At 36.0% G+C, this 26,145-nt stretch carries 23 protein-coding genes; 14 read left to right on the forward strand and 9 right to left on the reverse strand.

Translation table 11 applies throughout. The features are described 5' to 3' along the window. Positions 1–27: 27 nt before the first annotated feature. Positions 28–1,317 (reverse strand): hypothetical protein, encoded by a 1,290-nt coding sequence (locus P9B04_RS18050; protein ID WP_342056366.1) that lies wholly within the window; start codon positions 1,315–1,317, stop codon positions 28–30. Positions 1,318–1,725: 408 nt separating this feature from the next. Between P9B04_RS18050 and P9B04_RS18055 the strand changes: the two genes are divergently transcribed. Together P9B04_RS18055 and P9B04_RS18060 are read left to right on the forward strand one after the other, a co-directional pair. Next, a complete protein-coding gene (locus tag P9B04_RS18055) occupies positions 1,726–3,081 on the forward strand; it encodes a UDP-N-acetylmuramoyl-tripeptide--D-alanyl-D-alanine ligase (protein WP_342056367.1) in 1,356 nt (451 codons plus the stop codon). A 19-nt stretch (positions 3,082–3,100) separates the two neighbouring features. Then, entirely contained in the window at positions 3,101–4,069 is a 969-nt protein-coding gene (locus P9B04_RS18060; protein WP_342056368.1) for a 3'(2'),5'-bisphosphate nucleotidase, read from the forward strand. A 7-nt stretch (positions 4,070–4,076) separates the two neighbouring features. On the opposite strand, the gene P9B04_RS18065 is transcribed toward P9B04_RS18060, so the two are convergent. Continuing rightward, complete coding sequence (locus P9B04_RS18065) at positions 4,077–4,619, reverse strand: siderophore biosynthesis protein (RefSeq protein WP_342056369.1); 543 nt, start codon at positions 4,617–4,619, stop codon at positions 4,077–4,079. A gap of 241 nt (positions 4,620–4,860) precedes the next feature. Then, positions 4,861–5,451, reverse strand: coding sequence for a rhomboid family intramembrane serine protease (locus P9B04_RS18070; RefSeq protein ID WP_342056370.1), 591 nt, complete (start codon positions 5,449–5,451; stop codon positions 4,861–4,863). 86 nt (positions 5,452–5,537) lie between these two features. Between P9B04_RS18070 and folB the strand changes: the two genes are divergently transcribed. The 3 genes from folB to P9B04_RS18085 all read left to right on the forward strand — a co-directional run bounded on the left by folB (position 5,538) and on the right by P9B04_RS18085 (position 7,151). Beyond that, a complete protein-coding gene (gene folB, locus P9B04_RS18075; RefSeq protein WP_342056371.1) occupies positions 5,538–5,897 on the forward strand; it encodes a dihydroneopterin aldolase in 360 nt (119 codons plus the stop codon). A 438-nt stretch (positions 5,898–6,335) separates the two neighbouring features. Next, a complete protein-coding gene (locus P9B04_RS18080; protein ID WP_446718018.1) occupies positions 6,336–6,518 on the forward strand; it encodes a hypothetical protein in 183 nt (60 codons plus the stop codon). Between the two features lie 27 nt (positions 6,519–6,545). Further along, positions 6,546–7,151 (forward strand): DUF3318 domain-containing protein, encoded by a 606-nt coding sequence (locus tag P9B04_RS18085; protein ID WP_342056373.1) that lies wholly within the window; start codon positions 6,546–6,548, stop codon positions 7,149–7,151. Positions 7,152–7,192: 41 nt separating this feature from the next. On the opposite strand, the gene P9B04_RS18090 is transcribed toward P9B04_RS18085, so the two are convergent. After that, a complete protein-coding gene (locus P9B04_RS18090; protein WP_342056374.1) occupies positions 7,193–8,692 on the reverse strand; it encodes an aminotransferase class I/II-fold pyridoxal phosphate-dependent enzyme in 1,500 nt (499 codons plus the stop codon). 282 nt (positions 8,693–8,974) lie between these two features. Here P9B04_RS18090 and P9B04_RS18095 point away from each other — a divergent pair, with 282 nt between their 5' ends. After that, positions 8,975–9,721 carry a response regulator transcription factor gene (locus P9B04_RS18095; RefSeq protein WP_342056375.1) on the forward strand — a complete coding sequence of 249 codons (747 nt, stop codon included), beginning with the start codon at positions 8,975–8,977 and terminating at the stop codon, positions 9,719–9,721. Positions 9,722–9,772: 51 nt separating this feature from the next. Here P9B04_RS18095 and P9B04_RS18100 read toward each other — a convergent pair whose 3' ends face one another. Then, the gene (locus P9B04_RS18100; protein ID WP_342056376.1) at positions 9,773–10,648 is read right to left on the reverse strand and encodes an energy-coupling factor transporter transmembrane component T family protein; all 876 of its coding nucleotides are present in this window, start codon (positions 10,646–10,648) and stop codon (positions 9,773–9,775) included. A 147-nt stretch (positions 10,649–10,795) separates the two neighbouring features. Here P9B04_RS18100 and P9B04_RS18105 point away from each other — a divergent pair, with 147 nt between their 5' ends. Beyond that, a complete protein-coding gene (locus P9B04_RS18105; RefSeq protein WP_342056377.1) occupies positions 10,796–12,433 on the forward strand; it encodes a DUF655 domain-containing protein in 1,638 nt (545 codons plus the stop codon). A gap of 212 nt (positions 12,434–12,645) precedes the next feature. On the opposite strand, the gene acsF is transcribed toward P9B04_RS18105, so the two are convergent. The 3 genes from acsF to menC all read right to left on the reverse strand — a co-directional run bounded on the left by acsF (position 12,646) and on the right by menC (position 15,624). Further along, positions 12,646–13,719, reverse strand: coding sequence for a magnesium-protoporphyrin IX monomethyl ester (oxidative) cyclase (gene acsF, locus P9B04_RS18110; protein ID WP_342056378.1), 1,074 nt, complete (start codon positions 13,717–13,719; stop codon positions 12,646–12,648). 93 nt (positions 13,720–13,812) lie between these two features. After that, the gene (locus P9B04_RS18115) at positions 13,813–14,394 is read right to left on the reverse strand and encodes a Uma2 family endonuclease (RefSeq protein ID WP_342056379.1); all 582 of its coding nucleotides are present in this window, start codon (positions 14,392–14,394) and stop codon (positions 13,813–13,815) included. Positions 14,395–14,520: 126 nt separating this feature from the next. Further along, a complete protein-coding gene (gene menC / locus P9B04_RS18120; protein WP_342056380.1) occupies positions 14,521–15,624 on the reverse strand; it encodes an o-succinylbenzoate synthase in 1,104 nt (367 codons plus the stop codon). Positions 15,625–15,748: 124 nt separating this feature from the next. Here menC and P9B04_RS18125 point away from each other — a divergent pair, with 124 nt between their 5' ends. From P9B04_RS18125 to P9B04_RS18150, 6 genes are all read left to right on the forward strand, one after another. Beyond that, complete coding sequence (locus P9B04_RS18125; RefSeq protein WP_342056381.1) at positions 15,749–16,207, forward strand: hypothetical protein; 459 nt, start codon at positions 15,749–15,751, stop codon at positions 16,205–16,207. Positions 16,208–16,384: 177 nt separating this feature from the next. After that, a complete protein-coding gene (gene adhE / locus P9B04_RS18130; protein WP_342056382.1) occupies positions 16,385–19,021 on the forward strand; it encodes a bifunctional acetaldehyde-CoA/alcohol dehydrogenase in 2,637 nt (878 codons plus the stop codon). A gap of 314 nt (positions 19,022–19,335) precedes the next feature. After that, positions 19,336–21,543: an FdhF/YdeP family oxidoreductase gene (locus tag P9B04_RS18135; protein WP_342056388.1), complete on the forward strand. Its 2,208-nt coding sequence runs from the start codon at positions 19,336–19,338 to the stop codon at positions 21,541–21,543. A 293-nt stretch (positions 21,544–21,836) separates the two neighbouring features. Then, positions 21,837–23,222, forward strand: coding sequence for an AAA family ATPase (locus P9B04_RS18140; protein WP_342056383.1), 1,386 nt, complete (start codon positions 21,837–21,839; stop codon positions 23,220–23,222). Next, positions 23,222–23,788, forward strand: coding sequence for a hypothetical protein (locus P9B04_RS18145; protein ID WP_342056384.1), 567 nt, complete (start codon positions 23,222–23,224; stop codon positions 23,786–23,788). Before P9B04_RS18140 ends, P9B04_RS18145 begins: the two co-directional genes overlap by 1 nt. 427 nt (positions 23,789–24,215) lie before the next feature. Next, positions 24,216–24,428 carry a chlorophyll a/b-binding protein gene (locus P9B04_RS18150; RefSeq protein WP_342056385.1) on the forward strand — a complete coding sequence of 71 codons (213 nt, stop codon included), beginning with the start codon at positions 24,216–24,218 and terminating at the stop codon, positions 24,426–24,428. A 170-nt stretch (positions 24,429–24,598) separates the two neighbouring features. On the opposite strand, the gene P9B04_RS18155 is transcribed toward P9B04_RS18150, so the two are convergent. Further along, on the reverse strand, positions 24,599–25,354 hold the full coding sequence (locus P9B04_RS18155; protein ID WP_342056386.1) for a thioesterase II family protein: 756 nt from the start codon (positions 25,352–25,354) through the stop codon (positions 24,599–24,601). A 314-nt stretch (positions 25,355–25,668) separates the two neighbouring features. Between P9B04_RS18155 and P9B04_RS18160 the strand changes: the two genes are divergently transcribed. Beyond that, positions 25,669–26,127: a pentapeptide repeat-containing protein gene (locus P9B04_RS18160; RefSeq protein WP_342056387.1), complete on the forward strand. Its 459-nt coding sequence runs from the start codon at positions 25,669–25,671 to the stop codon at positions 26,125–26,127. The last annotated feature ends 18 nt before the right edge of the window (positions 26,128–26,145 follow it).

Consider the following 26,145-nt stretch of genomic DNA (forward strand, 5'->3'; position numbering starts at 1 on the left):
AGTTGGGAAGCCCACGCTATACTGCTCTTAGCAGTTAGCGTGGGAGGATGTCACGCAGGATAAATCTACTTTACCAAAATGCACACTAAACGCTAATTGTAAATTTTCCAGAGACTTAACCAACCAAGGAACCCCCTCTTTAGTAAAAGACTCATAATGGTTGAAAAGTATAGAAAAACGTTTCTCTAAATAAGGTTTGACTTTATTAGAAACTAAAACAACCTTCAGCAATAAACCCATCGTACGGGTTACTCCCATATTAGAAATCATATCCACAAAAACATAGTGGTCTGGTTTCTTGCCATTTTCAACCACCAAGAAGTTCATTAGTTGACTAGCAGTACGCAACATCAAGAACTCGGTAGGTTTTTGGTGATTACATTCAGGGAGTGTATTTTGTAGTAATTGGTAGAGATTTTTGTTAAATTGTCCTTTAGAATACTTTGGGTCTAAGGATGTGAGAATGTACTCATAAAGGTCGTCTTTGTAACGCCCAAAGCTTTGAGTATGAACTGTCTGACTCAAAAAATTCTGGGATAAATTTTTGTAAGTATAACCGCCATCAACTGTTCCTACGTAATGCTTCAGAGCCTGGTTTAACTCTTTATCTCTAAGAAGGGTGGGGTTTTTGACGGGACGAATAATGCGTCCTTGTTGTGGCTCTAAATCGCCACTACGGGAAACTCTCGCCAATCTCACTTTATAGGTTACATAGCGGGATAGATTAACTTCAAACCGTTTTTCAGTTTGATTTTTAATTTTTCTGACGGTTTGTTGGTGTTCTTGACTACTTTCTTCTCCTAGCAAACAATGATTGTATAGATAAGGATAACGATGAATTAAGTTACCTACCAGGTTCGATTTGTCGGGGTTGAGTTTGTTGTTAATTACTCGTGCTAACCGTTGAAGTTTGAGATACTCGTCGCACTGAGTAAAGTTTTTTACCAGATACCTGACTCGATTAGCTGTACTCTGATAACCGCTCCGAGGAGGGGAAAGATTTTCTAACAGTCCAACTAACTCAGGAATGGCAGCATGAGACTGGACATCCATCTGCCAATGGTTAATCAAAATATGGCAACAACGGTTAAAGAAGTAGTTAAATTGATGTTCGTTATTTTTCTGTTTGACGATTTTCTCTACAGCAATATAGATCTGGGGATCACGAAACCCTCGCCCTTCGATAAACAACCGACGAAAATCCTCCACCAACTGACCTGGGGTATCGGTTCTGATGTGCTGTAAAAAATAGTCGTAAACGACTTGATCCTCTTGAGATCCTTGTCGCCTTGGGTAACTTTGGGATAAGTTATTCATGGCCGTCAACCCATTCTAATTGATTAGTTCAACCTGGGGTCGTAAAATTCCGTTTAGTGCGTAAGTTTATCGCCCGCTTTTGGTTTAATGATTGTATTTGTTTGAGTATTTTTAGTTGTTTGGTTGGAATCAACAGCGGTTATTGTTTTCCTTCCCCAATTGTGACAATCTAGGAAAGGCTCTAGAACAGTATCCTCTTTCAAGTTCAATTAATCTTTTCTTAGTTAACCTACTTCGATTAATTTTACTGATAGACACACTTTACTCAATCGACTTTATTTTGTAAAGACATTCCTTAAGGTAACGGAAACAAACACATTCTGTATGTGATCTTGATCACAGACTGTCCAATTATTTTATTCAGTAAATTTTCTATCTTTTGCTCACTAGTTATTGCAATTTAGCCCTATGATTCTCAGTGAAATCCCAAAAATATTATCTAACACCGTAGAAAAAACCTCTACAGATTTATTGCAAAAAACAATAAATAACATAAATACTGATAGCCGTTCAATACAATCAGATGATCTTTTTATTGCTTTAAAAGGAGATAAGTTCGATGGTCACCGCTTTGTAGAAGATGCAATTTCAAAAGGAGCAATTGCGGTAATTGTCGATCATGAGATATCTGTAAAATCGACTAAGAGAATACCACAAATTGTTGTTAAAGATACTTTGATAGCCTATCAAGAAATTGCCAATTGGTGGCGACATCAACTTGAAATTCCCATCATCGGTATTACAGGTTCTGTGGGCAAAACCACAACAAAAGAACTAATTGCTGGTGTATTAGGAGTTTACGGAAAAGTTCATAAAACTCAAGCTAATTATAATAACGAAATCGGCGTACCCAAAACCCTCTTAGGATTGAATAAAAATCATCACTACGCTGTGATTGAAATGGCCATGCGAGGAAAAGGAGAGATAGCTTTATTGAGTCAAATTGCCTCCCCTACCATTGGAATCATAACCAACGTGGGAACAGCACACATTGGACGACTGGGATCACGACAGGCGATCGCTGAGGCAAAGTGCGAATTATTAGCGGAAATGCCCAAAAATAGCGTGGCTATTCTTAATCATGATGATCAACGATTGATGAAAACAGCTTCAACGGTGTGGCAAGGTGAAACTATTACCTATGGATTAGAAGGGGGAGATATTACAGGGGAATTGTTAGAAAATAACATCTTAAGGGTAGAAGGGAGGAATTTTCCTTTACCTTTGCCTGGTCGTCATAACGCCTTGAATTATTTAGCAGCTTTAGCGGTGGCTCAACAGTTAAACTTAGACTGGAATCTTTTGACCAAGGGGGTGACAGTTAATCTTCCTCAAGGGCGATCGCAACAATATTCCTTAAAAAACGATGTCATTCTTTTAGACGAAACTTACAACGCTGGTTTAGAATCCATGAAAGCCGCTTTACAACTGCTCAAGGATACCCCAGGAAGCCGCCATTTAGCGGTTCTGGGTACCATGAAGGAATTGGGAGAAACTTCTGCTCAATTGCATCAAGAAGTGGGGGAAACGGCCGAAAAATTGGCTATTGATGGTCTATTTATTTTAGTGGATGATCCAGAAGCTAAAGCTATTGTCCAAGGGGTCAAAACTCTTGAAACCGAGTCTTTCCCAACCCACGAACAGTTAATACAAAGGTTAGAAAAAGTGATTAAACCAGGCGATCGAATTTTATTTAAAGCATCTAATTCTGTGGGGTTAAATCGTGTGGTGGATGCGGTGCGTGATCTAATGGATAATAGATAATCAATAATTTGGCTAGAAAATGAATTATCAACCAGAAAAAGAATTATCTTTGAGGATAGTCAAACAAGCAGTTAAACTCTGTCAACGAGTCCAACAAACCAACGGTGGTAAAGCGGTTGAAAAAGCTGATACTAGTCCTGTAACGGTGGCAGATTTCGGCGCACAGGCGATCCTCTGTCAAGGATTGATGGACGCGTTTCCTGATGATCCTGTGATTGGAGAAGAAGATGCTACCCTCTTACAAAAACCGGAGTTAGAGGGGGTAAGTCAGCAAATTATTGAACAGGTACAACAAAGTATTCCTACGGCAACCCCAGACAAGGTGATTGATTGGATCAACTGGGGAAACGGCAAAGTAGCACCACGTTATTGGACACTGGACCCCATCGATGGTACTAAAGGGTTTATTCGGGGAAATCAATACGCCGTCGCTTTGGCTTTGGTGGAAGAGGGAGAGATAAAATTGGGGATATTAGGGTGTCCAGCTTTTCCGAGAGAAGATGGTGGGAAAGGGGTAATTTTCTTAGCTATTCGAGGTCAAGGGGCCACAGAAATACCCTTGGAAGGGGGAAACCCTCGAAAGATTAAAGTTGATCCATCTTCAAAATTTGAGCAGTTGTACCGTATCGAAAGCGTGGAATCTGTCCACAGCGATCGCCGAGTACAAACGTCTGTTGATCGCCGTTTGGGCCTAACTTATTCAGCAAAACAGATGGATTCTTTGGTTAAATATGGGGCGATCGCCAAAGGGGAGGCTCATTTTTACACTAGAGTTCCTTTACCACAATTCAAAAACAAGAAAGAAAATATCTGGGATCATGCAGCTGGTGTGATTATTGTGGAAGAAGCAGGAGGAAAGGTAACAGATTTGGAGGGTAAACCTTTAGATTTTTCCTTGGGGGCAAAATTGAGTAACAATCATGGGGTTTTAGCTACTAATGGGACAATTCATTCTCAGGTTTTAGACGCTATTCAGAAAGAAGCTTAGTGGGACTTTATTTTGGTGGATCTTGGTTGATTAGTTTGGCTCGTGCATGACCAAATTTTTCTAGGGTATCGACGGCTTTTGTACTACCAAAACGGATGCTGCCTGATTCGTCTCCACCAAATTTTTTACAGACTTCTTTATGAGCATTAAGTAAACTAAAATAGGCTGCCACAAATTTTTCGTGATGTGGCTTCAATGGAGACGGTAAATTCTCAAAAATGGGTTTTAGTTTTTTCCACAGTTGTATTGAAGAAGCGTGTTCCCATGACATTAAACCACTAAAGTTTTCTGAGCGAACATTAGGATAAGTCATAGTTTGACGGATGGTGTTTTCGTATTCTTGTCGGCTAAAACTTCCTGCTAACTGCATAGAAGCTCCAGAAGCTAACATCAGTTGGGTAGCTGTCTCTAATTCGATTTTAGCTTTAGGGATGTCTTCTTCGATGACATATTTCTCAAAACGTTGTAAACAAATAATCAGTCCCTGAATGTTAATGAAAAATGCCCAGTGAAATCCTTTCCAAGTTTGTAGGGAGTTAGTTTGAATCATATTCAGTAATTAATTATAAAAACTATTTTTCGATTTAATAATAAACGGGTGAAGGAGATAGAAATTCCCTACTTTGTCTCCAGATCATAACAGCGATCAATCGAAATGGTTTACAAACTATAACATTATTGCCAGAGACATAACCTGTTATGAGCTTTATAAGAGGATTGACAATAACTATAAGTTTGGCTAATTATTCCACAAATCAATTTGATGGAGTTATGTCTATCGAGTCAGATTTTTAAGGATAATGTTTCTTTTCAGTGGCGATTAGTTTAGCAGCTAAGATACCACCCAAAAAACCGAATAAGTGACCTTGCCAAGAAATTCCTGATGCTGTGGGTAAAACACCTAACACCAAACTACCGTAAAAGAAAGCGACTACAACAGACAGAAAAATAGAGATAAAATTACGTTCAAAATAACCTCTTAACAACAAAAATCCCAGGTAACCAAAAATTAAAATACTGGCACCAATATGGATCGAATTGGGAGAAGCGAACAACCATACTCCTGAACCTCCTACTATCATCGTCAATGCAGTGACGACCCAAAAATCGCTGGTTTTCTGCAACATAACCAACCATCCTAAGACTAGAAAAGGGACAGTGTTACTGATTAGGTGGGGCAAATTTCCGTGTAAAAATGGAGCAAATAAAATACCTCGTAAACCAATCAAACTATGGGGTCTTATTCCATATTGATTTAACCTTCCTTTTAAAACAAAAATGTCAATGAGTTCAGTAACCCAAAAAATAGTAATAAAACTACCTAAAATAGTAACTTGGGTTTTGAGTTCACGGGAAAGATTGTTATTCGGTGAGTGACTCATAGATTTATACTAGAATTATCCTATTAACAATGATAGCGATTGAACCTAGATTTTGTCTAAATATTTGCATTCAACAAATAACTAAAATGGATTTTATTGAAGTGAGTGGGATTCGTTGCTACGGTTATACTGGTTATTTACCCGAAGAACAAGTTTTGGGTCAATGGTTTGAAGTAAATTTAACTTTAGGGGTGGACTTAAAGACTGCTGGTATCAGCGATAATCTCGATGATACTTTGGACTATCGACAGGCAATCGCCGTTGTTAAACATCATATTAAAACGACAAAAGTTGCTTTGATTGAAAAGTTAACAGAAATAATCGCTCAAGACATTCTCACTTTACCAAATCTTAGTCAAGTCAGAGTAAGACTAACTAAGATCAATCCTCCTATTCCCGACTTTAGCGGTCAAATTGTTGTGGATATTACTCGCACAAAAAGTTAGTAACCCAATTTCGGATTTATAATTTTTACAAAAAGTTAGTAATTGACTGCATTTATGTTAAAAAATGTTAATTTTTGATATTCTCCTTCACAGTATTGGGAAAAATAAGTATATTTACTAATTAAAAATATTATTAAGACTTCGATTCTAATAAACAAAGCAGTGGTAATCTTGGGAGAAATAAAAGTTTCAAACCTAGTTATGTCGAGGATCGTGGTGATTTTAAAGGGTTATGTGGAAGCTAGTATGGGGGGAAATACCTATTATGCGTATATCTTAGTAAAATCTTCCGTATTTGCCACCAAGCACTATTCACACTTAATCTGTCACATTAATGATAGCAAGGTTATTTAATAATGATAACCAAGGATTCTGAAACAGTATTGAATGATTTAACTTTAAAAATTATTTAGGGATTTAGTAACAATGAGATCATCAATGAACTTATGGCGTTTAAAACATATTGGACTTGCTATTTGGTCTTATCTTAATCAACCTTTATGTGATCCTAATCAACCTATGGTTTGGGAGACGAGACGCTTTTGGTATTTATACAAAATTCAACTTTTAGAAAGTTGTTTTATTAAAGACGGTACATCCAAAACCCATTATACTCAATAATAGAGTAAGGGTTTTGGCTATTTTTTTATGAGTATTGATGCTGAGATTAGCCGTTTATTAGATATGATGCCTGCTTCTGGGAGAATGTTAACTAAAATTGTTAGTCAACCCCAGCAGTCAAAGGTCATTGACGCACCGTTTACACCCCCTTGGAATCGAGAAAGCCGTCCTATTTATATTAACTTTGATTTATGGCGACGGCTACCAAGAGGTCAACGAGATTTATTAATATTAAAGGCTACCAGTCGTCTAATTAACATTCGTTGGTTTAAACCCGATCTCAATCAATTAATTGCCTTAGCTGGAATCGTAGGATTAATAGTAGAAACGAGTCAAGGAGATGGAGTAGGAATAATCATTTCTGGTGGTTTAGCATCTATTGCTATTAGACAAATTTGGCGAGATAATCGCAGTTTTCAAAGGGAATTAGATACGGACGAAGCTGCCATTAAAGTTGCTTTGAGAAGAGGCTATACAGAGGTACAAGCGGCGCAAAATCTCTTAGAAGCAATAGAAAACACTGCGAAAATTGAAGGGCGTTCTATTCTAAATTTTACTGAGTTAATTCGTACTCAACACCTAAATTATTTAGCAAATCTTTCTAACGTTGATGTACCTAAAGAGATCAATTAATATTAAATAGATACGAAGTATTTTATCTGGAAATAATATATTTAAAAAAGTTTTTTACTGTTGTCTTCCACTATGCCAATCTTCTCTAAATTAGTGTCAGTACAACCAGAAATTACTCCCCCTAATTTTTTTATTTGTTTCAAATAGTCTATGGCCTCATTAGTAATTATTTCTCCTGGCATTAACACGGGGATGCCCGGTGGATAAGGACAAATTAATTCACCGCTTATTTCACCGATACTTTGCTCAATTTTAACAGGCTTTTTACTGGCAAAGAAAGCGTCGCGGGGAGATAACTTTAAAGGAGATGGTTTAAGGAGATGAGGATAGGAAAAACATAGGGAATGAGACGAGGAATAAAAAGAGTTATTGAGGCTTTGAAAAGCATTAATTAACTTAGCAATATCTTTTTTTGTGTTGCCGATAGAAATCACAAAAGCTAAATGAGATAACATGGGTAACTCAGCAGTGACTTCTAATTTTTCTCTAAAAATATCATCCACTTCTAAACCAGTTATACCTAAACCTGTGACATTAACCGTCAAGCGAGTAATGTCTAAATGGTGAAATCCTGGTCGCTTTTCTGTTAATTCTAAAACCGATAAATTGTTAATTTTCTTGATATTTTCTACAGCTAATTGCGCTAAATCGATAGTTTGAGTTAGTAATTTTTCCCCTTCTAAAGCTATTTGTTGTCTCGCCCCATCCAAAGATGCCAATAATAGGTAACTGGGACTGGTAGACTCTACTAATTGTAATGCCTGAGCTATTTTCTGGGGGTCGATGCGATCGCCCTGTAGATGTAGCATAGAAGCTTGAGTCATTGCCCCTAACACCTTATGGGTGGATTGTACGGTTAAATCCGCGCCTACCGATAAAGCAGAAGGGGGCAAAGTGGGATGAAATTTTAAATGGGCCCCGTGGGCTTCGTCCACCAATAACGGAATATTATGACGATGGGTTATGGTGGCTATGGACTCAATGTCCCCACAAACGCCGTGATAGGTGGGGTAAACCAGCAAAACAGCTTTGACTCCAGAATTTCTTTGTAAAGCATCTTCTAGAGCCTCTGGGGTGATACTCAAAACAAGATCCCAAGTGGGGTCATATTCAGGATTGAGAAAAATAGGAACTGCCCCAGAGATAATTAAACCCATAATGACAGATTGATGGGCATTACGGGGTACAATAATCTTGTCTCCAGGGTTACAAGTTGCCACAATGGCAGCAATGATCCCACAGGTTGACCCGTTAACCAGAAACCAAGTCTGATTAGCCCCAAAAGCTTCAGATGCTAATGTTTGGGCAGTGGCTATGGCTTCATCAGGGGCGAATAAGTTTCCCAACTCTGGTAATTCTGGTATGTCAGCCTTAAATACTGTATCTCCCAACAAATACCGCAAAGGTTTTCCGATTCCCTGTCCTCGTTTATGCCCAGGAACATAAAAAGCTGCGTCGGTTTTGTTTTTTAGAGTGTTTAAAACGTCAATTATTGGCGTGGTTTCTTGACGATAAAAAAAAGAGTTTGATGATCTGGTCATTGATGAAAATAAACAAACAGCGACGAATACACAGAAGTCTTAATTTAAGAGGCACTCAGGAATTTCCTGAGTTTAGTTTGTTTGACGAGTTTCTTCTGTTTGCCGTGCTAACTTAGGGAGTAACTTTGTTACCAAAAAGCGATAATCTCTTTTTGTGTCTTACCAGACCATTCTACCTGTATTGAGAGCAAAAAATAATAAAATTTCTCTTTAATTTTTTTCTTATGGGTGAAATATAATCGATAAAATTCTTATTAATATATTTTCTAACTTCTTTGACTTATGACTGCTACCATTTATCACCTAAATACATCTATGCTAGTCAATTCTATTCGCTCTAAAATCTTAATTGTTGATGATGATCCGGCTATTGGTCAGTTAATTTCTCGATTCTTCAGCTATAACAATTATAGAATTGAAGTTGCTACCGATTGCAAAACAGCTAGGCAGCTTTTTAAACAATTTAACCCTGATTTAGCTATATTAGATGTTAATCTGCCTGATGAAAGTGGATTTAATCTCTGTAAAGAGATTCGTAAAACTGGCACTTTGGTGTTGATGTTAACCTGTATGACAGACACTAGCTATGTCTTAGAAGGTTTTCAACAAGGAGCTGACGATTATTTAACTAAACCCTTTAATTTAGAAATTCTTAAAGCTAAGGTTGGGGCTTTATTGAAACGCTACAATGGTAAGGAAATTAACCTCAATACCCCAAATAATTCTCTCACTATTGACGGTTTAAACATTGATCCCAGTAGGTGTGAAGTAACCCTTGGTGATGAAGTTTTACCCCTAACCGCTTTGGAATTTGAATTGTTGTATTTTCTGGCAACCCATCCTAACCAAGTTTGGGAAAGAAGTGATTTAATTTCTGCAGTTTGGGGTGATAACCGTGAGGTAGGAGTCGAAAGAAAAGTAGATGTTCACATTGGCCAAATTCGCAGGAAAATTGACGATCCTCAAGGTAAAAAAATTAAAACTATTCGTGGACGAGGTTATCTATTTGAACATTCTCAAAAGGATTGATAGTAGAAGAAAATGTATAATTTAGACAAGATTAATCTAAGAGTCTACATTCTACACATTACCCCATATCAAACGTCCATACCAAAAAATAATTAGTAATCCTAATGCTAACCAATCTCCTCTTACTAAACGTAATTGATGCCATTCTACTTGATGTTGGTTGGGACTGATAAAACCCCTAATTTCCATAGCGATCGCAATTTCTTCAGCACGCATTAGTAGGTTTTCTAGTAGTTTTTCTACCACGACTAACCATACTTGTAAGCTTTTTTTTATGCCTAATTTTTTCCAGTTAATCGCACGAGTACGAATGGATCTCATTAAGTTTTGTACTTCTTCTAATACTAAGGAAATGAATCTTAAGGATAAGGTTAGAGTTAATAAAATTTCGGTAATGGGAATTTTAAAGCGACGTAATGGAGATAATAAATTGTCTAATCCTGCCGTAATTCCTTCTGGTGCAGTGGTTAATAGATACAAGTTAGTGCTATATACTAAAATAAAAATCAAAGTACCAATTCTTACACCTAAGTCTAGGGAACGACGAGTGATAAATAATTTACCTTTATCCACTAAAACATAATTGTAATCGGTGGGTTGAGGTAATAATAAGTCACTTGCAGGTAATCTCGGTTGAGAAACAACACCTAACCCATCGGGGGATAGGGTAGTAATAACAGAGATTAACAAGGTTACTATTAATAACCATCCCATTTGCTGCTTCCAAACTCTCCAAGGAATTTGAGTAATTAAAGTGATAATCATTAAAATTCCTACCAAAACTAATCGCCATTGGGGTGTGGATAAAATAGGGGCCAAAAGAAAGGATAATAACCAAGCTAATTTAACTCTTGGATCAAGTTTATGTAGGAGAGTGAATGGGTTTTCTAGATAGAGTCCAATGGGAAGCGATCGCAATAAATCCATAACTGATAATTGATTAGATTTGGTTTGAATTTCTCAGGTTTTTAGACATTGTTAACTTTATTGAATCAAAGGAGAGCTATAACTTGTTAATTAATATAATAAGTTGAGTAGTTTAAAGTTTATAGACAATGCCTAAAACTATCCCTTATGAAAAGATTTTATCAGAAAAGTTTACAGTTTGTTAGCATATTATTGTGGGTGTTTTTGTCTTTAATTGCTTGTGATGATTCTCTAAGAATTGAGCGATCGCAACCGATTACCCAAGATCCTTTCATCGAGGTCTATTTTAACCTCAATCAAGCTAAAGGTGCTGATTATAGTGATCCTTATCGTAAAATTAATCGTCCTGGAGATAATCTAGAAGATACTATCATTAATGGTATCCGTTCTGCTCAATCAACCATTGATATTGCTGTTCAAGAATTTCGTCTTCCCAATATTGCAAAAGCTTTAGTGGAACAAGCAAAAAAAGGGATAAAAATAAGAATTATTTTAGAAAATGATTATAATCTATCTTTGGATAATTTTCCTCCAGAAATAGTTCGTCAGATGGAACCAAGAGAAAAACAACGATATGATCAGTATCTAAAATTTATTGATGTGAATAATGACAAAGTATTGAGCAATAAAGAACTTGAGGAAAGAGATATTTTTACTATTTTAAGTCAGGGTAATATCCCTATTATTGATGATACAGAAGATGGTTCCAAAGGGACAGGATTAATGCATCATAAGTTTATTATTATTGATGGTAAAATTATAATTACAGGTTCAGCTAATTTTACCCTAAGTGGAATTCATGGAGATTTTAGTAATAATCAAACCAGAGGAAACGCCAATAACTTATTAAGAATCAATTCACCACAATTAGCTCAACTTTTTACTGAAGAATTCAACTTGATGTGGGGAGACGGAAAAGGAGGAAAAAAAGACAGTAAATTTGGACTTAATAAGTTAAAAAGGCCACCAAAGACTATCAACATTGGACAATCACAAGTTACGGTTAAATTTTCTCCTAATTCCTCTAAAGAAGAATGGAACATGACCACTAACGGATTAATTAGTAGTATCTTAAATCAATCTAAAACTTCTGTTAATTTAGCTTTATTTGTTTTTAGCGATCAAAATATAGCAAATACTTTAGAAATAAAAAATAGTCAAGGTATAAAAATAAAAACTTTGATCGATTCGGAGTTTATTTTTCGTCATTACAGCGAAGGTTTAGATATGCTAGGGGTTGCTTTGAGTAATAATTGTAAGTACGAAATAGATAATAAACCCTGGAAACAAAATGCGAATACAGTCGGGGTTGCTAATCTTCCCCAAGGAGATAAATTACATCATAAATTTGCTATTATTGATGATAATATTGTGATTACGGGTTCTCACAATTGGTCAGCTTCAGCAAATTATCAGAACGACGAGACTCTATTAGTAATCAAGAATCCGCTTATAGCAGAGCATTATCAACAAGAATTTAATAGACTATATAATAACTCGACTTTAGGAATTCCTGAAAATATTAATAATAAAATTAAAAAAGATATTGAAAATTGTCCTACATTATTGACACAGACATCTCCAGAAAATTTGGTAAAAATTATCAATATAAACACAGCAAACTTACAAGAATTAGAAACACTACCAGGAATCGGACAAACCCTCGCAGAAAGAATTATTGACGAACGCAAGGTTAAACCTTTCAAATCTTTAGAAGACTTAACAAGGGTAAAAGGTATTGGAGAGAGTAAAATTAAAAAGTTACAAGGAAAAGTATCTTGGTAAGTAGAGAAATAGTTGCTCAACAAAGATTATCGTAGAAACAAACCTTTGTTTTTATCCACATATTTTATATTTTGCCCTTCTTAACAACTCCATGTGGCTAGGGAACGGGGAACAAACAGAATACTGGAGCGTATGTCAACTATCATAACACAAAAAGAAAGCTTGTACAAACAAGCTTTCACAACTTATTGAAGATTATGATTAAGTTAACCCTATTTAACCGTTCCCCGTAAAGCTTCAGCATCGATGGGTTTGATTAAATAAACACGGAATAAATCTCCCACAATACCAGCAATTAGAGGCAATTTACGCAGGAGTTTCACAAATTTCGGGGCTTTAGTTTCTCCAATTTCTTTGATTTTGAAATTGCGTTGAGAACACCGTTGTAAACGAGTATAAAATTGAGGATGATCTACATCCAAAACACTAGGAAATGTTCTGGCAGCGGTTTCATTGGTCTTTTTAATAACTTCCTTATCAAATTCCGTTGCATTTAACCCCAAAGACTCATAAAAACTAGCACGTTCATGTACCGTTAAAGTATGGGTTGCAAACACAGATAAGAGGAAAAAACGACTCCATAGACGCGCTTTCCAGGTACTCCAAAGTTTGGGTTGAGAACGTAGTAAAGCGGTGAAAATATCACCATGACGGTTCTCATCTTGACACCAGTTTTCAAATTTCTTGAAAATAGGATAAAACTGCTTTTCTGGGTGTTTTTCTAAATGATGGAAAATGATGATATAACGCCAGTAACCGATTTTTTCGGAAAGATAAACGGTGTAAATAACCCATTCCAAAGGAAAGAAGGTATAAGTACGAGTTTGAGTAACTTTTCCTAAATCTAATGATAGATTAAAATCGGACATGGCCTTGTTTAAAAACCCTGCATGACGGGCTTCATCTCTGGCCATCAATTGGAACATTTCTGATAAAATGGGATTACGGCCTTTGAGTTTTCTGGATAATTCTTTGAAAAGTAAAAAACCAGAAAATTCAGAAATACAAGACCTTTCTAAATATTCGATAAATCCCTCTCTTGTGGTTTCATCTAAATGATCCCAGTTACCGGTCTTAAATTCTTGATCTCGAGTGAAATGATGACGGTTGTAGTCGTTGCGCATTTCCGTCAACATCGCGTTTAACTCGGTTTCCTGTTCTGTTAAAGATAGGTTAGCCGCTGCTTCAAAGTCTGTAATATAAAAACGAGGAGTGAGGAGAGTTTCTTTATCAGGTGCTTTTGTTCCTGGTTTCGGTTGATCGGGTTTAACAGGAGTCTTAACCATAACCATTGCTATATAACTGGATAGTTATATCATCCGACACTGAGGTAATATTGTCTATGGTTATTCGCAAAAGTTTAAACTTTGTTAAGTTAACTACCAAATCTTGGTTAAATCCAAAATAAACCCAGGTAAAATATTTTCTCCTGATAGAGTTTGAGGATGGTTTAAAATTTCTATTTTTTGTCCTAAGCGATAGATTTCTCCTATTTTAGCTGACGGTTCGATTAGCCAACCTAGTTTAACCCCATTATCTACATATTCCTGCATCTTTGCCTGTAAATCACTGTATCTTTGATTTTTGATGTCACTAGGACTAACTAATTCGATAACAAAATCAGGTGCAAGTGGTGGAAAACCGTCTTGTTGTGCTGTGGTTAATTGATTCCACCTATCTGATTGAATCCAACTAACATCGGGACTTCTTCTCGCACCATTAGGCAAGATAAACACAGTAGAAGAGTCAAAAACTTCCCCTATTTCCTCTCTATCTGCCCAATTTCTAAGTTGTTGAATTAAACGGCTGTTTTTTCTTCCTGCAGTTCCCCCTGTAGGACTCATAATAATTAATTCTCCCTCTTTCGTTAACTCCATTCGTGCTAATTGTTCAGCAGAAGCAAGCTGTTCAAATTGTTCTGATGTTACTTTAAATCCTTGGGGAATGGTGATAGTTTCCATGTTTTAGGAGACAATTAATACGTTCAATTAATATCATAGATGATCAGAATCAATTTTCCGTACATTGGGTTGCACAAGGTGTTCTAACAGAAAACATAGCGATCGCAGGTAAGTATTTACTTATAATCATCTTTGTATTCTCGTAGAATACTGCGTTACTGTATATCGTATTAATTTATCTTCATCTACTTTGAAATCACTTAAAAAATTGGGGACTTTTAAGGTTCCATTTTCTGCAAGACATTTATAAGTAACAATGCTATCTAGATAGTCATTTGTATTTAATGCAGCGGGATAAATAAAGTTATCTAAAGTGGCAAGAGAAAGGGTAAAAAATGCACCTATGGAAGATTCTAACATTCCACCACACCACACCCCAATATTATTTTTTTGACATAAATCGTGTATTTTTTTAGCTTCTATAAGTCCCCCAACTCTTCCAGGTTTAAGATTAATAATTTTACAAGCGTTTAGTTTAATTGCTTTCCGCATATCTTCTACAGATAAAATACTTTCATCTAGACAAATAGGGGTTTTAATTTGTTGTTGTAGTTCTGCATGATCAATAATGTCGTCCCAACCTAAAGGTTGTTCTATCATCATCAAATTAAAATTGTCTAGAGTTTTTAATAAATCTATATCTTTTAATGTATAAGCAGAGTTTGCATCAGCAAGTAAAGGAATATTAGGAAACTGATTCCTAATAATTTCTAGAGGTTGAATATCCCAACCAGGTTTTATTTTTAGCTTAATCCTTTTGTAACCTTGCTCTAGCTTTAAACTGATTGTTTCTAAAAGTTTATTTATATCTTGAATAATCCCTACAGATCCCCCTATTTCTATTTCTTTATTTTTTCCTCCTAAAAGTTGCCAAAGGGGTGTGTTAAGTTGCTGTGAATACAAATCCCATAAAGCAGTCTCTATTGCTGCTTTGGCAAAATCATAGCCTTTTATGTGAGATAACAATTGATTAATTTCACTAGGATGATTGATAGTTTGATCAATAATTTGAGGAATGATCAAATCTTTTAGTACAATATAAGATGTATCGGTATATTCCGGTAAATAGAAAGGAAAAGGTAATGTTGACGCTTCACCATAACCCGATAAACTTAATGTTAATAGTTTAACAATAATACTTCTTTTTTTATTCATTTTTCCGTAGCTGGTTTTATAGCTTTGTATGAAAGGTAATTCAAATAAAAAAAGTTCTGCGTCTTGGATAATCATTGATAATAAGTTACTTCCTTTGGTAGATAAGCTAACAAACAGTCAAAACTGTTATATTATTAATATTCAAATATTTAGATAGCTTGTGCTATTTGAGTATTGATTTAGTAATTCTCTTGATATTATGAACATTAAAACAAGTTACTTGGCGAGTTTATTTCTATTGTTTAATTCTTCTGAGTTATGGAACATGGAAAATAATTTTCAATTGCTGAATAAAATAGCAATTGTCAATCCTCAACCTAGACAAAAAAGCTACTCAGCAATAGCTCAATTTTGGGGAAGAGTTGCAAATGGGGTTAAACAACCTAGTACGGTAACTTTATATCCTAATCAAGAAAATCGTCTATTAGTCATTATCATTTTACCACAAGATTGTGGGAGATTTTTTGAAATTTATAATCAAAAAATTGAAAAAGTAACCTATGGTTGTTCGGAAGAGAAAAAAGATGAATCTAATGATTATACTAACTGGAAAGTTGAACACAATTCTTTAACCCAAGAAGTTAAAATGATTGCTCCTCCAGCAAACAGTAATCCTTTATATATTCGAGATGAGGCATTTTGGTTGATTAAATATTAAAAAATCCATATAGGAGTTCCCATACTGGTAATGATAATGTAGCTTGTTAACACTTAAAAAGTTTTAAATATACATTAAATTTTTACAATAAATGTAATCAAAATACTAAGATTTATTTAATAATATAAACGCTAGAATATAAAGTGTGGTCTAAATTAATATTAGGGAAATTTACAGATGATAGTCAATAACATAGAAGCTTTAGAGAATTTAGTCAGCAAAGTAAAGGAATCTCAAGAGCAGTACGCTACATTTACTCAAGAAAAAGTAGATTATATTTTCAAAAAAGCTTCTATTGCTGCTAACTCTGCCAGAATTCAATTAGCAAAAATGGTGGTTCAAGAAACAGGAATGGGAATCGTTGAAGACAAAGTAATTAAAAATCATTTTGCCTCTGAAATCGTTTACAATAAATATAGAGACGCAAAAAGTTACGGTATCATCGAATTAGATGAATCCTACGGATTTCAAAAAATAGCTGAACCTCTGGGAATTATTGCAGGTATTGTTCCCACCACTAACCCTACATCCACAGCTATTTTTAAAGCTTTATTAACCCTAAAAACCCGTAACGCCATTATTTTTTCCCCCCATCCAAGAGCAAAAAAATCTACTATTGAAGCTGCCAAAATTATCTTAGAAGCGGCGATAAAAGCAGGATGTCCAGAGAATATTATTGCTTGGATCGACGAACCTACCATTGAATTATCTCAAGCTTTAATGCAGCATTCCGATATTAAATTAATTTTAGCAACTGGTGGTCCTGGAATGGTAAAAGCGGCTTATTCTTCAGGACATCCCTCCCTTGGTGTGGGTTCGGGAGACACCCCTGCAGTCATAGATAAAACAGCAGATATTAAGACAGCAGTTTCTTCAATTATTCTCAGTAAAACCTTCGATAATGGGATGATTTGTGCTTCGGAACAAGCAGTAATTGTTGAAGAGGAAATCTACGAATTAGTTAAACAGGAATTTCAAGAAAGAGGTGCTTATTTTCTAAGTCTAGAAGAACGGGAAAAGTTAGGTAAAACCATTATTATTAACGGTAAACTAAACGTAGAAATTGTCGGACAACCTGTTACAAAATTAGCAGAACTAGCTGATATAAACATCCCTGAAAACACCAAATTGTTAATAGGTGAAGTAGAAAAAATAGGAAAAGATGAGCCATATTCCTACGAAAAACTTTCCCCCATTTTAGGAATGTACAAAGGTAGTAATTTCAAAGAAGCAGTAGAGAAAGCCTATCAATTAGTAGAATTTGCAGGTCGTGGTCATACAGCTGCCTTATATACCGATCCTGATAATCATCAGCACATCGAATACTTTGAAAACAAAATAAAAGTAGCCAGAGTTTTAATTAATATTCCTACATCTGTTGGAGCGATCGGGGATCTTTATAATTTCCGTCTTGATCCTTCCTTAACTTTAGGATGTGGTAGTTGGGGTGGTAATTCCATTGCCGGAAATGTCAATATTAACCATTTATTAAATATTAAAACCGTCTCGGAAAGAAGAGAAAATATGCTCTGGTTCCGAGTTCCTCCCAAAGTATATTTTAAATACGGTTGTCTACCTGTGGCATTAAAAGATTTAACAGGGAAAAAACGGGCATTTATTGTCACAGATAAACCCCTTTATGAATTAGGGATAACCGAAGAAATGGAAAAAGTTTTAGAAGAAATGGACATTAAATATGACATTTTTTACGATGTTGAACCAGACCCAACTTTAAGCACTGTAAATAAAGGTTTAGCGTTAATAAATAGCTTTCATCCTGATGCTATTATCGCCATTGGTGGGGGATCGCCTATGGATGCCGCTAAAATTATGTGGTTAATGTACGAACACCCAGAAATCGAATTTGAAGGGTTAGCCATGCGGTTTATGGACATTCGGAAACGGGTTTATGATTTACCACCATTAGGAGAAAAAGCAATTATGGTGGCTATTCCTACTACATCCGGAACTGGATCTGAGGTAACTCCTTTTGCCGTAGTAACAGATGAAACAACAGGTATTAAATATCCTTTAGCTGACTATGCTTTGACCCCGAATATGGCTATTGTTGACCCCAAGTTAGTGATGAATATGCCGAAAAGTTTAACCGCGTTTGGGGGAATTGATGCCTTAACCCACGCTTTAGAAGCTTATGTGTCTGTATTCGCCACCGAGTTTACCAATGGGTTAGCCTTAAAAGCGATCGGACTATTATTTGACTATCTTCCCAGTGCCTATAAAAATGGCTCAGCAGATACAAAAGCAAGGGAAAAAGTTCACTATGCAGCCACCATCGCTGGTATGGCATTTTCTAATGCTTTCCTGGGAATTTGTCACTCCTTAGCTCATAAATTAGGATCTACTTTTCACGTGCCTCATGGTTTAGCTAATGCGCTGATGATTTCCCACGTTATCCGTTATAACAGCACCGATGCACCTTTTAAACAAGCAATTTTTCCTCAGTATAAATTCCCTAATGCAAAGTTCCGATATGCACAAATTGCTGATTATTTGCACCTTGGTGGAGACAATGAAGATGAGAAGGTTGAAAGGTTAATCCAAGCAGTAGAAAATCTCAAACGTCAGGTAGATATTCCCTTGACCATTAAAGACGTATTGGGGGAAAAAGATCAACAATTTTATGAGTCTTTAGAAGTGTTAGCAGAGCAAGCATTTGATGATCAATGTACAGGGGCAAACCCTCGTTATCCGTTAATGAATGATTTAAAGGATCTTTATATCTTGGCCTATGCTGGTAAAGATATAAATGTTGAGTTCAATAGTTCCCCAAAAAACCAATTGGTTAACGTGTGAATTAACCCGTTAAAATAGGCAAGAGGCAAAAGAATTTTATTTTGTCTCTTACCCCTATTATCTACTAAGAAAAACTCAACTACGAACTCACGAGTTAGAATTAATATTAATAATTAAACAATGTCCTGACTGCTGAATGCTGAATGCTGAATGCTGAATGCTGACTGCTGACTGCTGACTCCTGACTCCTAACTCCTGACTCCTTCTTCAACACCTTGTCCCTTTTTTGTCCAAATATCAAACATTAAACAGTTACCGTGGACACCCCTAACCAACCTGATAATAACCCCTTAACCTCACACCCTGGCAAAACAATGGGAGGTGGTTTACCCTTAATAGAAGACTGGGCAAATTACACCCTTTCTGCTGATGGGGTGCAACTCTGGAAAACCCTATTTCACAAAAGTGCTTGTTTATCTTGCGCGTGGGGAACCGGTGGACAAAAAGGTGGGTTTAGTAACGAAGTCGGGGAAACCTTACAACGGTGTGTCAAAAGCGTCGAAGCAATATCATCGGAGTTACAACCAGGAATAACACCCCACTTTTTTGCACAATATTCCCTCACAGACTTACAACAGTTAACCTCACAAGAAGCAGATAGACTAGGCCGTTTAACATTTCCTGTTATTCTACGCAAGGGTGAAAGCCATTATCAACGCATTAGTTGGAATGAAGTTTATAACTTAGTTGAAACAGCATTTCGTAAACCTTCTCAACGCGTTGCATCCTATAGTTCCGGACGTTCATCTAATGAAGCAGCTTATCTCCTACAATTAATGATGCGATCGCTTGGTTCTAATAACTTAGCAGATTGTTCTGATTTGTGCCATCGTGCCTCAGCAGTGGGTTTAAAAACCGTGTTTGGTACAGGGACATCTTTAGTCAGTTTGGAAAGCTTAAAAGCTGCAGAATGTCTGGTATTGGTGGGTTCCAATGCACCAGCAAACCATCCCCGGTTGATGAATGAGTTAATTAAAATACGGGATCGTGGGGGAACAGTTATCGTTATTAACCCCGTGGAAGAAATAGGGTTAAAAAAGTTCGCATCTCCTGCATTTCCCGTCAAGTCCCTGATCCCAGGATCTGACATTGCATCCTTATTCTTAAAACCCCATCCGGGTAGCGATCTCGCTATCTTTGTGGGAATACAAAAATCTTTAATAGAAAGAGGGTTAGTTAAACAAGATTTCTTGCAAAATTATACAGAAAATTGGCAGACTATCCTACAACAGTCTCAAGCAACTTCCTGGGAAACCATAACAGAGACTTGTGGTGTTTCTCAGCAAGACATAGAAACTGCTACAACTCTTATTAGTAAAGCAAAAGGTGCAGTCTTTGCTTGGGCCATGGGTGTGACGCAACAGTTACACGGTGTAGAAACTATTTTTAGTATTGCTAACACAGCATTAATGACCGCAAATGTGGGAAAATTAGGTGCAGGGTTAATGCCTATTCGTGGCCATTCTAATGTACAAGGTTTCGGATCGATGGGGGTGACAAACAACCTCAAAAAAGAGATCCAAGAAGCATTAGAAAGGTTATTAGGGAGAGCCCTTAATCGTATCCCAGGTTATGACGCGCGATCGCTGATAGATGCAGCAGATGACAATAAAGTAGATACTTTGTTATGTTTGGGAGGAAATCTTTATGCAGCGAACCCCGACTTAACCCAAGCAAAACGCGCTTTAGGTAACATCGAAACCGTTATCTATCTCTCCACCAAACCCAACTTAGGACATTTTCACGGCCTCGCAGCAGAAAATACTCTTATCCTTCCCGTCTATGCAAGGTTTGAAAACCCCCGTAAAACCACCGTTGAGTCAGGGAATAATTTTGTCAGGTTGAATGATGAGGGGAAAACTCACCTAAAAAATGCCGATCTTATCTCAGAAATAGACTTTATCACAGAATTAGCCCATCGTCTCTTAGGAGATGATCCCGTAGACTGGCGCAAGTTACAAGACACTCGTTACGTGAGAAAACTTATTTCTGAAACCATTCCCGGTTACGAAAAAATTGCAGACATAGACGAAACTGAAGAAGAATTTACTATTTCAGGACGCATTTTTACTGAACCCAAGTTTCCCACAGCGTCGGGTAAAGCGATGATGCAAGAAACTCCTTTGCCCACTATTACTTTACCCCAACATTCAGAGTTCGGCGTGTCTGTCCCCTTTTCTGGGGTGGTGGTTGCGTTAATCACCGGACGCAGCTATCGTCAACATAATACAGTTGTCTATCGTAACGATGATCCCTATCGTAATATGCCTCACCGTTATTGTATCCTAATGAACGCTACTGATGTAGAAAAAGCTGGTTTAAATGAGCATCAACGGGTAACAGTAACAGGAGATGGGGGAAAATTAGATAATATTGAGATTATTTGCGGTGAAATTAAACAGGGTGCAGCGTTGATGTTTTATCCTGAAGCTAATATCTTGATGAAAGCACATTTAGATAAGAGATCGCAAACTCCTGCTTATAAACGAGTCCCCGTCTTGGTTTACGCTGTTGATGATTAGTACAAAAAAGTTACTTTTTCCTTGACAAACTCACTGTCTTCATATTAATGCTTTGATAATATATGTCTCGTAATAGAAATACTGACTCAGATTTCAAAATTGCACAGATTTGCATTATGAAGCTTACTTTTATTATTCTACGGCTATGGGGCGGAGCTTGTCAAGCCCTATTCATTATTGATTGTATTAAGTTAATTGGAAAAATAGGTTCTTTGTCTTGCTTGATGCTGTACCTTGAGGTCAAAATGATTTAGAATCAAAGACTTGAGGCTAAGACCAAAAGGAGCGACCGATTGAAGGTAAAAGTAAAAAACCTTGGAGTTCTAAAACAAGCAGAGTTTTCGTTAGGTAATCTAACGATTATTTGTGGTGGAAATAATACAGGAAAAACCTACGCAACTTATGCCTTATTTGGTTTTCTTTTATTGTGGGAAGAAACCTTTTCTGTTGAGATTAGTGATGAACAAATAGAAATTTTATTAGACAAAGGAACCATTACAATTGACTTATCAGAATATGTGGATAACATTAATACAATTATAGGTGAAGCTTGCGAAAACTATACCAAATTATTACCAAGAGTTTTTGGGTCATCAGAAGATTATTTTAAACAAACAGAATTTACAATTGAACTTGATACCAAAGATAACAAATTAGATCAAGCTCATCTACAATCTATTAGTACAGGAAGTACAGAACTATTTTTTATTTCTAAAAATAATGATGATACAAACTTAATTATAAATTTATTATCAGAAGAAAAAAATATTGGATTACCCAAAGAAGTCATTAAAAAGATCATTAGTGATGCCATTAAAGATGTCGTTTTTTCTTCATTTTTTCCGCGTCCTTTTATTGCTAGTGCAGAAAGAACAGGAACAGGAATTTTTCGTAAAGAACTCAATTTTGCTCGTAACCGCTTACTGGAAGAAATTAGTCAACCTGACAAGGATATTAACCCCCTAGAACTTTTATCAAAAAATTATGATGATTATGCTTTACCCATAAAAAGTAATGTAGAATTTACAAGAAAAATAGAATCAATTGCCAAGCAAAAAAGTTTTATTTTTAATGAATACCCTGAATTAATTGAAGATTTTACAGATATCATAGGAGGAAGTTATTTAGTTACCCCAACAGATGAACTTTATTATGTTCCAAAAGGTAAAAAAACAAGACTTTCAATGGATGAAAGTTTTAGCGCAGTTCGTTCTTTATTAGATATTGGATTTTATATTAAACACCAAGCACAAAAAGGAGACTTATTAATCATAGATGAACCAGAATTAAATTTACATCCAGAAAATCAAAGAAGAGTTGCACGACTATTAGCAAGGTTAGTTAACCTTGGTATTAAAATTTTTATTACCACTCATAGCGATTACATTATCAAAGAATTAAACACCCTTATTATGCTGAATCAAGATCAACCTTATCTTCAAGAAATTGCCGAAAAAGAGGGTTATATAAAAGAAGAACTTTTAACAACTAATCAAGTTAAAGTTTATGTAGCTGAAAGTACATTAACTTTATTAGAAGGTAATAAAAGAAGAACTAATTGTAACACTATTACAGAAGCAAATATTACCCCAGATTTAGGAATTGAGGTTCTCAGTTTTGATACAGCAATTGACACAATGAACCGTATTCAAGAAGAAATCATCTGGGGAGAGGAATAATGGTATATAGTTCCGATGATTTGAATATTCTTGATGAAATGATTGAAGATGAAGCAAGAATTAAATTGATAGATAATTATGGAAAAAAGCAAGTTATTTTACCTGAACCTCAAGGTGATTATGAAATAATTATTAGAAATATTTCTAAAAATACTATTGTTATTAATGCAGACAAATTTGAGGCACCTAAAACAATCTTTCAGGGAAAGAAAGGAGAGTGTAAAAGGGCTGATTATATTATTATTTATCATAAAAATAAGCGAAAATTTATTGTTATTATTGAAATGAAAGCAGGTAAAGCTGATAACAGAGAGGTAATTCAACAACTTAAAGGTGCAGAATGTTTTGTGTATTATTGTCAAAAGATTGGTAAGTCGTTTTGGGGAGAATCTAATTTTCTTAATGGATATAAATATCGTTTTATTAGTGTTAAAAATATTAAACTAAACAAGATGCCAACCAGAGAAAAAAAACAACCTAAAATTCATGATACTCCAGAAAATATGTTAAAAATCAGTGGTAAAAAACCTTTAGAATTTAACAAATTAATTGGTAAATTAGGATGAATATACTGAACTATCAATAGGTTTCTTGTGATATATTTAATCAGCAAATTAACTCTTTTTAACAGCCTTTTCTCACCATTCATAGCATACCTATTTATTGTTTGTTTGTGCAATTAATTTTGTCTAGTCACTTATCTAGTTTTGGTGGATTAACTTGATGAAAGCACATCTAGATAAGCGATCGCAAACTCCTGCTTATAAAAGAGTCCCCGTCTTGGTTTATCGTGAATAAAACAGTTTGTACGGTTAGCCCCACATTACCACATTAATTGAGAAAACTGTGAAACCTAGATATATTCTTCATCTTGACCATTTCTTAATTAGTTTTGGTTCGGAAGCACTACTATCTCCATAAGTCAATATCTTGCAACACTTCGTTACATTGTGTTACATTTATTAATGTAGGTATTTAATAAAAAATAAATTTATGACTTCTCGCAGCTATGTAACCGAAGAGCAAGGCCGTTTAAACAACTATGCTATTGAACCTAAAATGTATGTTGACCAAAATCAACAATTTGGGTTTAACAAATATGCGGAAAAACTAAATGGCCGTCTTGCTATGATTGGTTTTATTTCGTTATTAGCATTTGAAACTTTAACTGGACAAGGTTTAGTTACTTGGCTAACTAATCTCTAAGATAAAATGTTAAACTAACTGATTAATATAAGATACATTGTAACCCATCAAAATGCTCATTATTGATGGGTTTAATATTAGATATAAATAGGTTTGATAGTATTTTGTTTAACGATACTAATATTGTAATTAGATTTCTAGACTAGAGATAATGAACAACAATATCAAAATCATACTTGCATAAACCTTACCAAAGATTGAATAACTGCAACCCGTTGTTCTTCCTCTGTTAAATACATATGTCCCCCTGGAAAACTCTCAAACTTAAACTCTCCCCGAGTATACTTCTCCCACTCCTTTAATTCTTCAAGGCTGACTGCCTCATCAGCATCCCCCACCAGTGCTAAAATGGGGCAGGGTAATGATTCTCTAGAAATATATTCGTACTCTTCGTTAAGTTGCAAATCTGCCCGGTAAATAGGCAGAATTATGGACATTAGCTCAGGTTCTTGTAACACCCCTTCTGGTGTGCCTCCATCTGCTCTCAAGTCCTCAATTAAGTCTTCGTCAGACCCCTTATAGTCTCTGTGCTTGCAAGGTGTATGAGGTGGGTTTCTTCCTGAAACCGTTAAATACTCGGGAAAACAACCAAAGCGATCGCCTAATTGGTAAGCAACCTCCAAACTAAGTAAACTGCCTAGACTGTGACCAAACAAAGCAAAGGGGGATTGGCAATGGGCAGAAAATTCTTGTACTAACGGCTCAATCAAATCACTCCACTGAGTTACTAAAGGCTCTTTGACACGACTTTCGCGTCCAGGCAACCTGACTGCCCAAACATTTATAGTATCTGGTAATATTTTAGGCCAGTTGCGAAAAAACAGGGAACCCGAACCTGCTGGTGGAAAGCAAAAGAGAGACAGTTGATTTTCTGGATGGTGTTTACCCACGGGGATCAACCAAGGGGAAGGCTTTTTCGATATCAAGTTTAAGATTCCTCCTTTTGCATATATCAATCACCAATCACTGTAGAGAATTTACACTGCTTACATTAATGTCTGTATTTTACAATGGTGGTTTTCATTTGCATAGATTATTTATCAGTCAGGAGTTAGGAGTCAGAAGTCAGAAGTCAGGAAGCAGGAGGCAGGAGGCAGTGTTAGGTTTATACAGGTGACTTTATCTATGTATAACTACCTGTCAATTTTCAGATAATTTCCTTAAAGTGTACTTTAATAACCTACAAATTACTGTAACTGCTCACTGCTCACTGATAACTGCTCACTGTTCACTGAAAAAAATGAAGGCATCCGAACTAATCAAACGCTATAACGAAGGAGAAAGAAACTTCTCTGGAAAATGTCTTCGGGGTCAAAATTTTGCTGGAAAGGACTTATCAGGGTCAATTTTTAGGGGTTGTGATATCCGAGGAACGAACTTTACTGGGGCAACCCTCATAGAAACAAATTTTAGTCAGGCAAAAGCAGGGCTGCAAAAACGCTGGATGATTGGCTTATTATTAGCTGCATTGCTGCTTTCTTCCCTCTCTAGCTTTAGCAATGCCGTGATTAGTTATTTCGTTGCTTCAATATTGGATAACTCTAATGTACAAAATCAAGTGAACGGATCACTCAGTTTAGGGGTATTACTAATTTTTTGTAAGATTAGTTACTCGAAAGGGCTGGGGAAGGGAATAGGAGCCATAGCCTTTGCTACAGCCATAGTCATACCAAATCCGCTCTTGTTATACCCTTTATAAGCTAGAATAGGCAGATGT

Source organism: Crocosphaera sp. Alani8 (assembly GCF_038442745.1).
In the GTDB taxonomy this organism is placed as follows: domain Bacteria; phylum Cyanobacteriota; class Cyanobacteriia; order Cyanobacteriales; family Microcystaceae; genus Crocosphaera.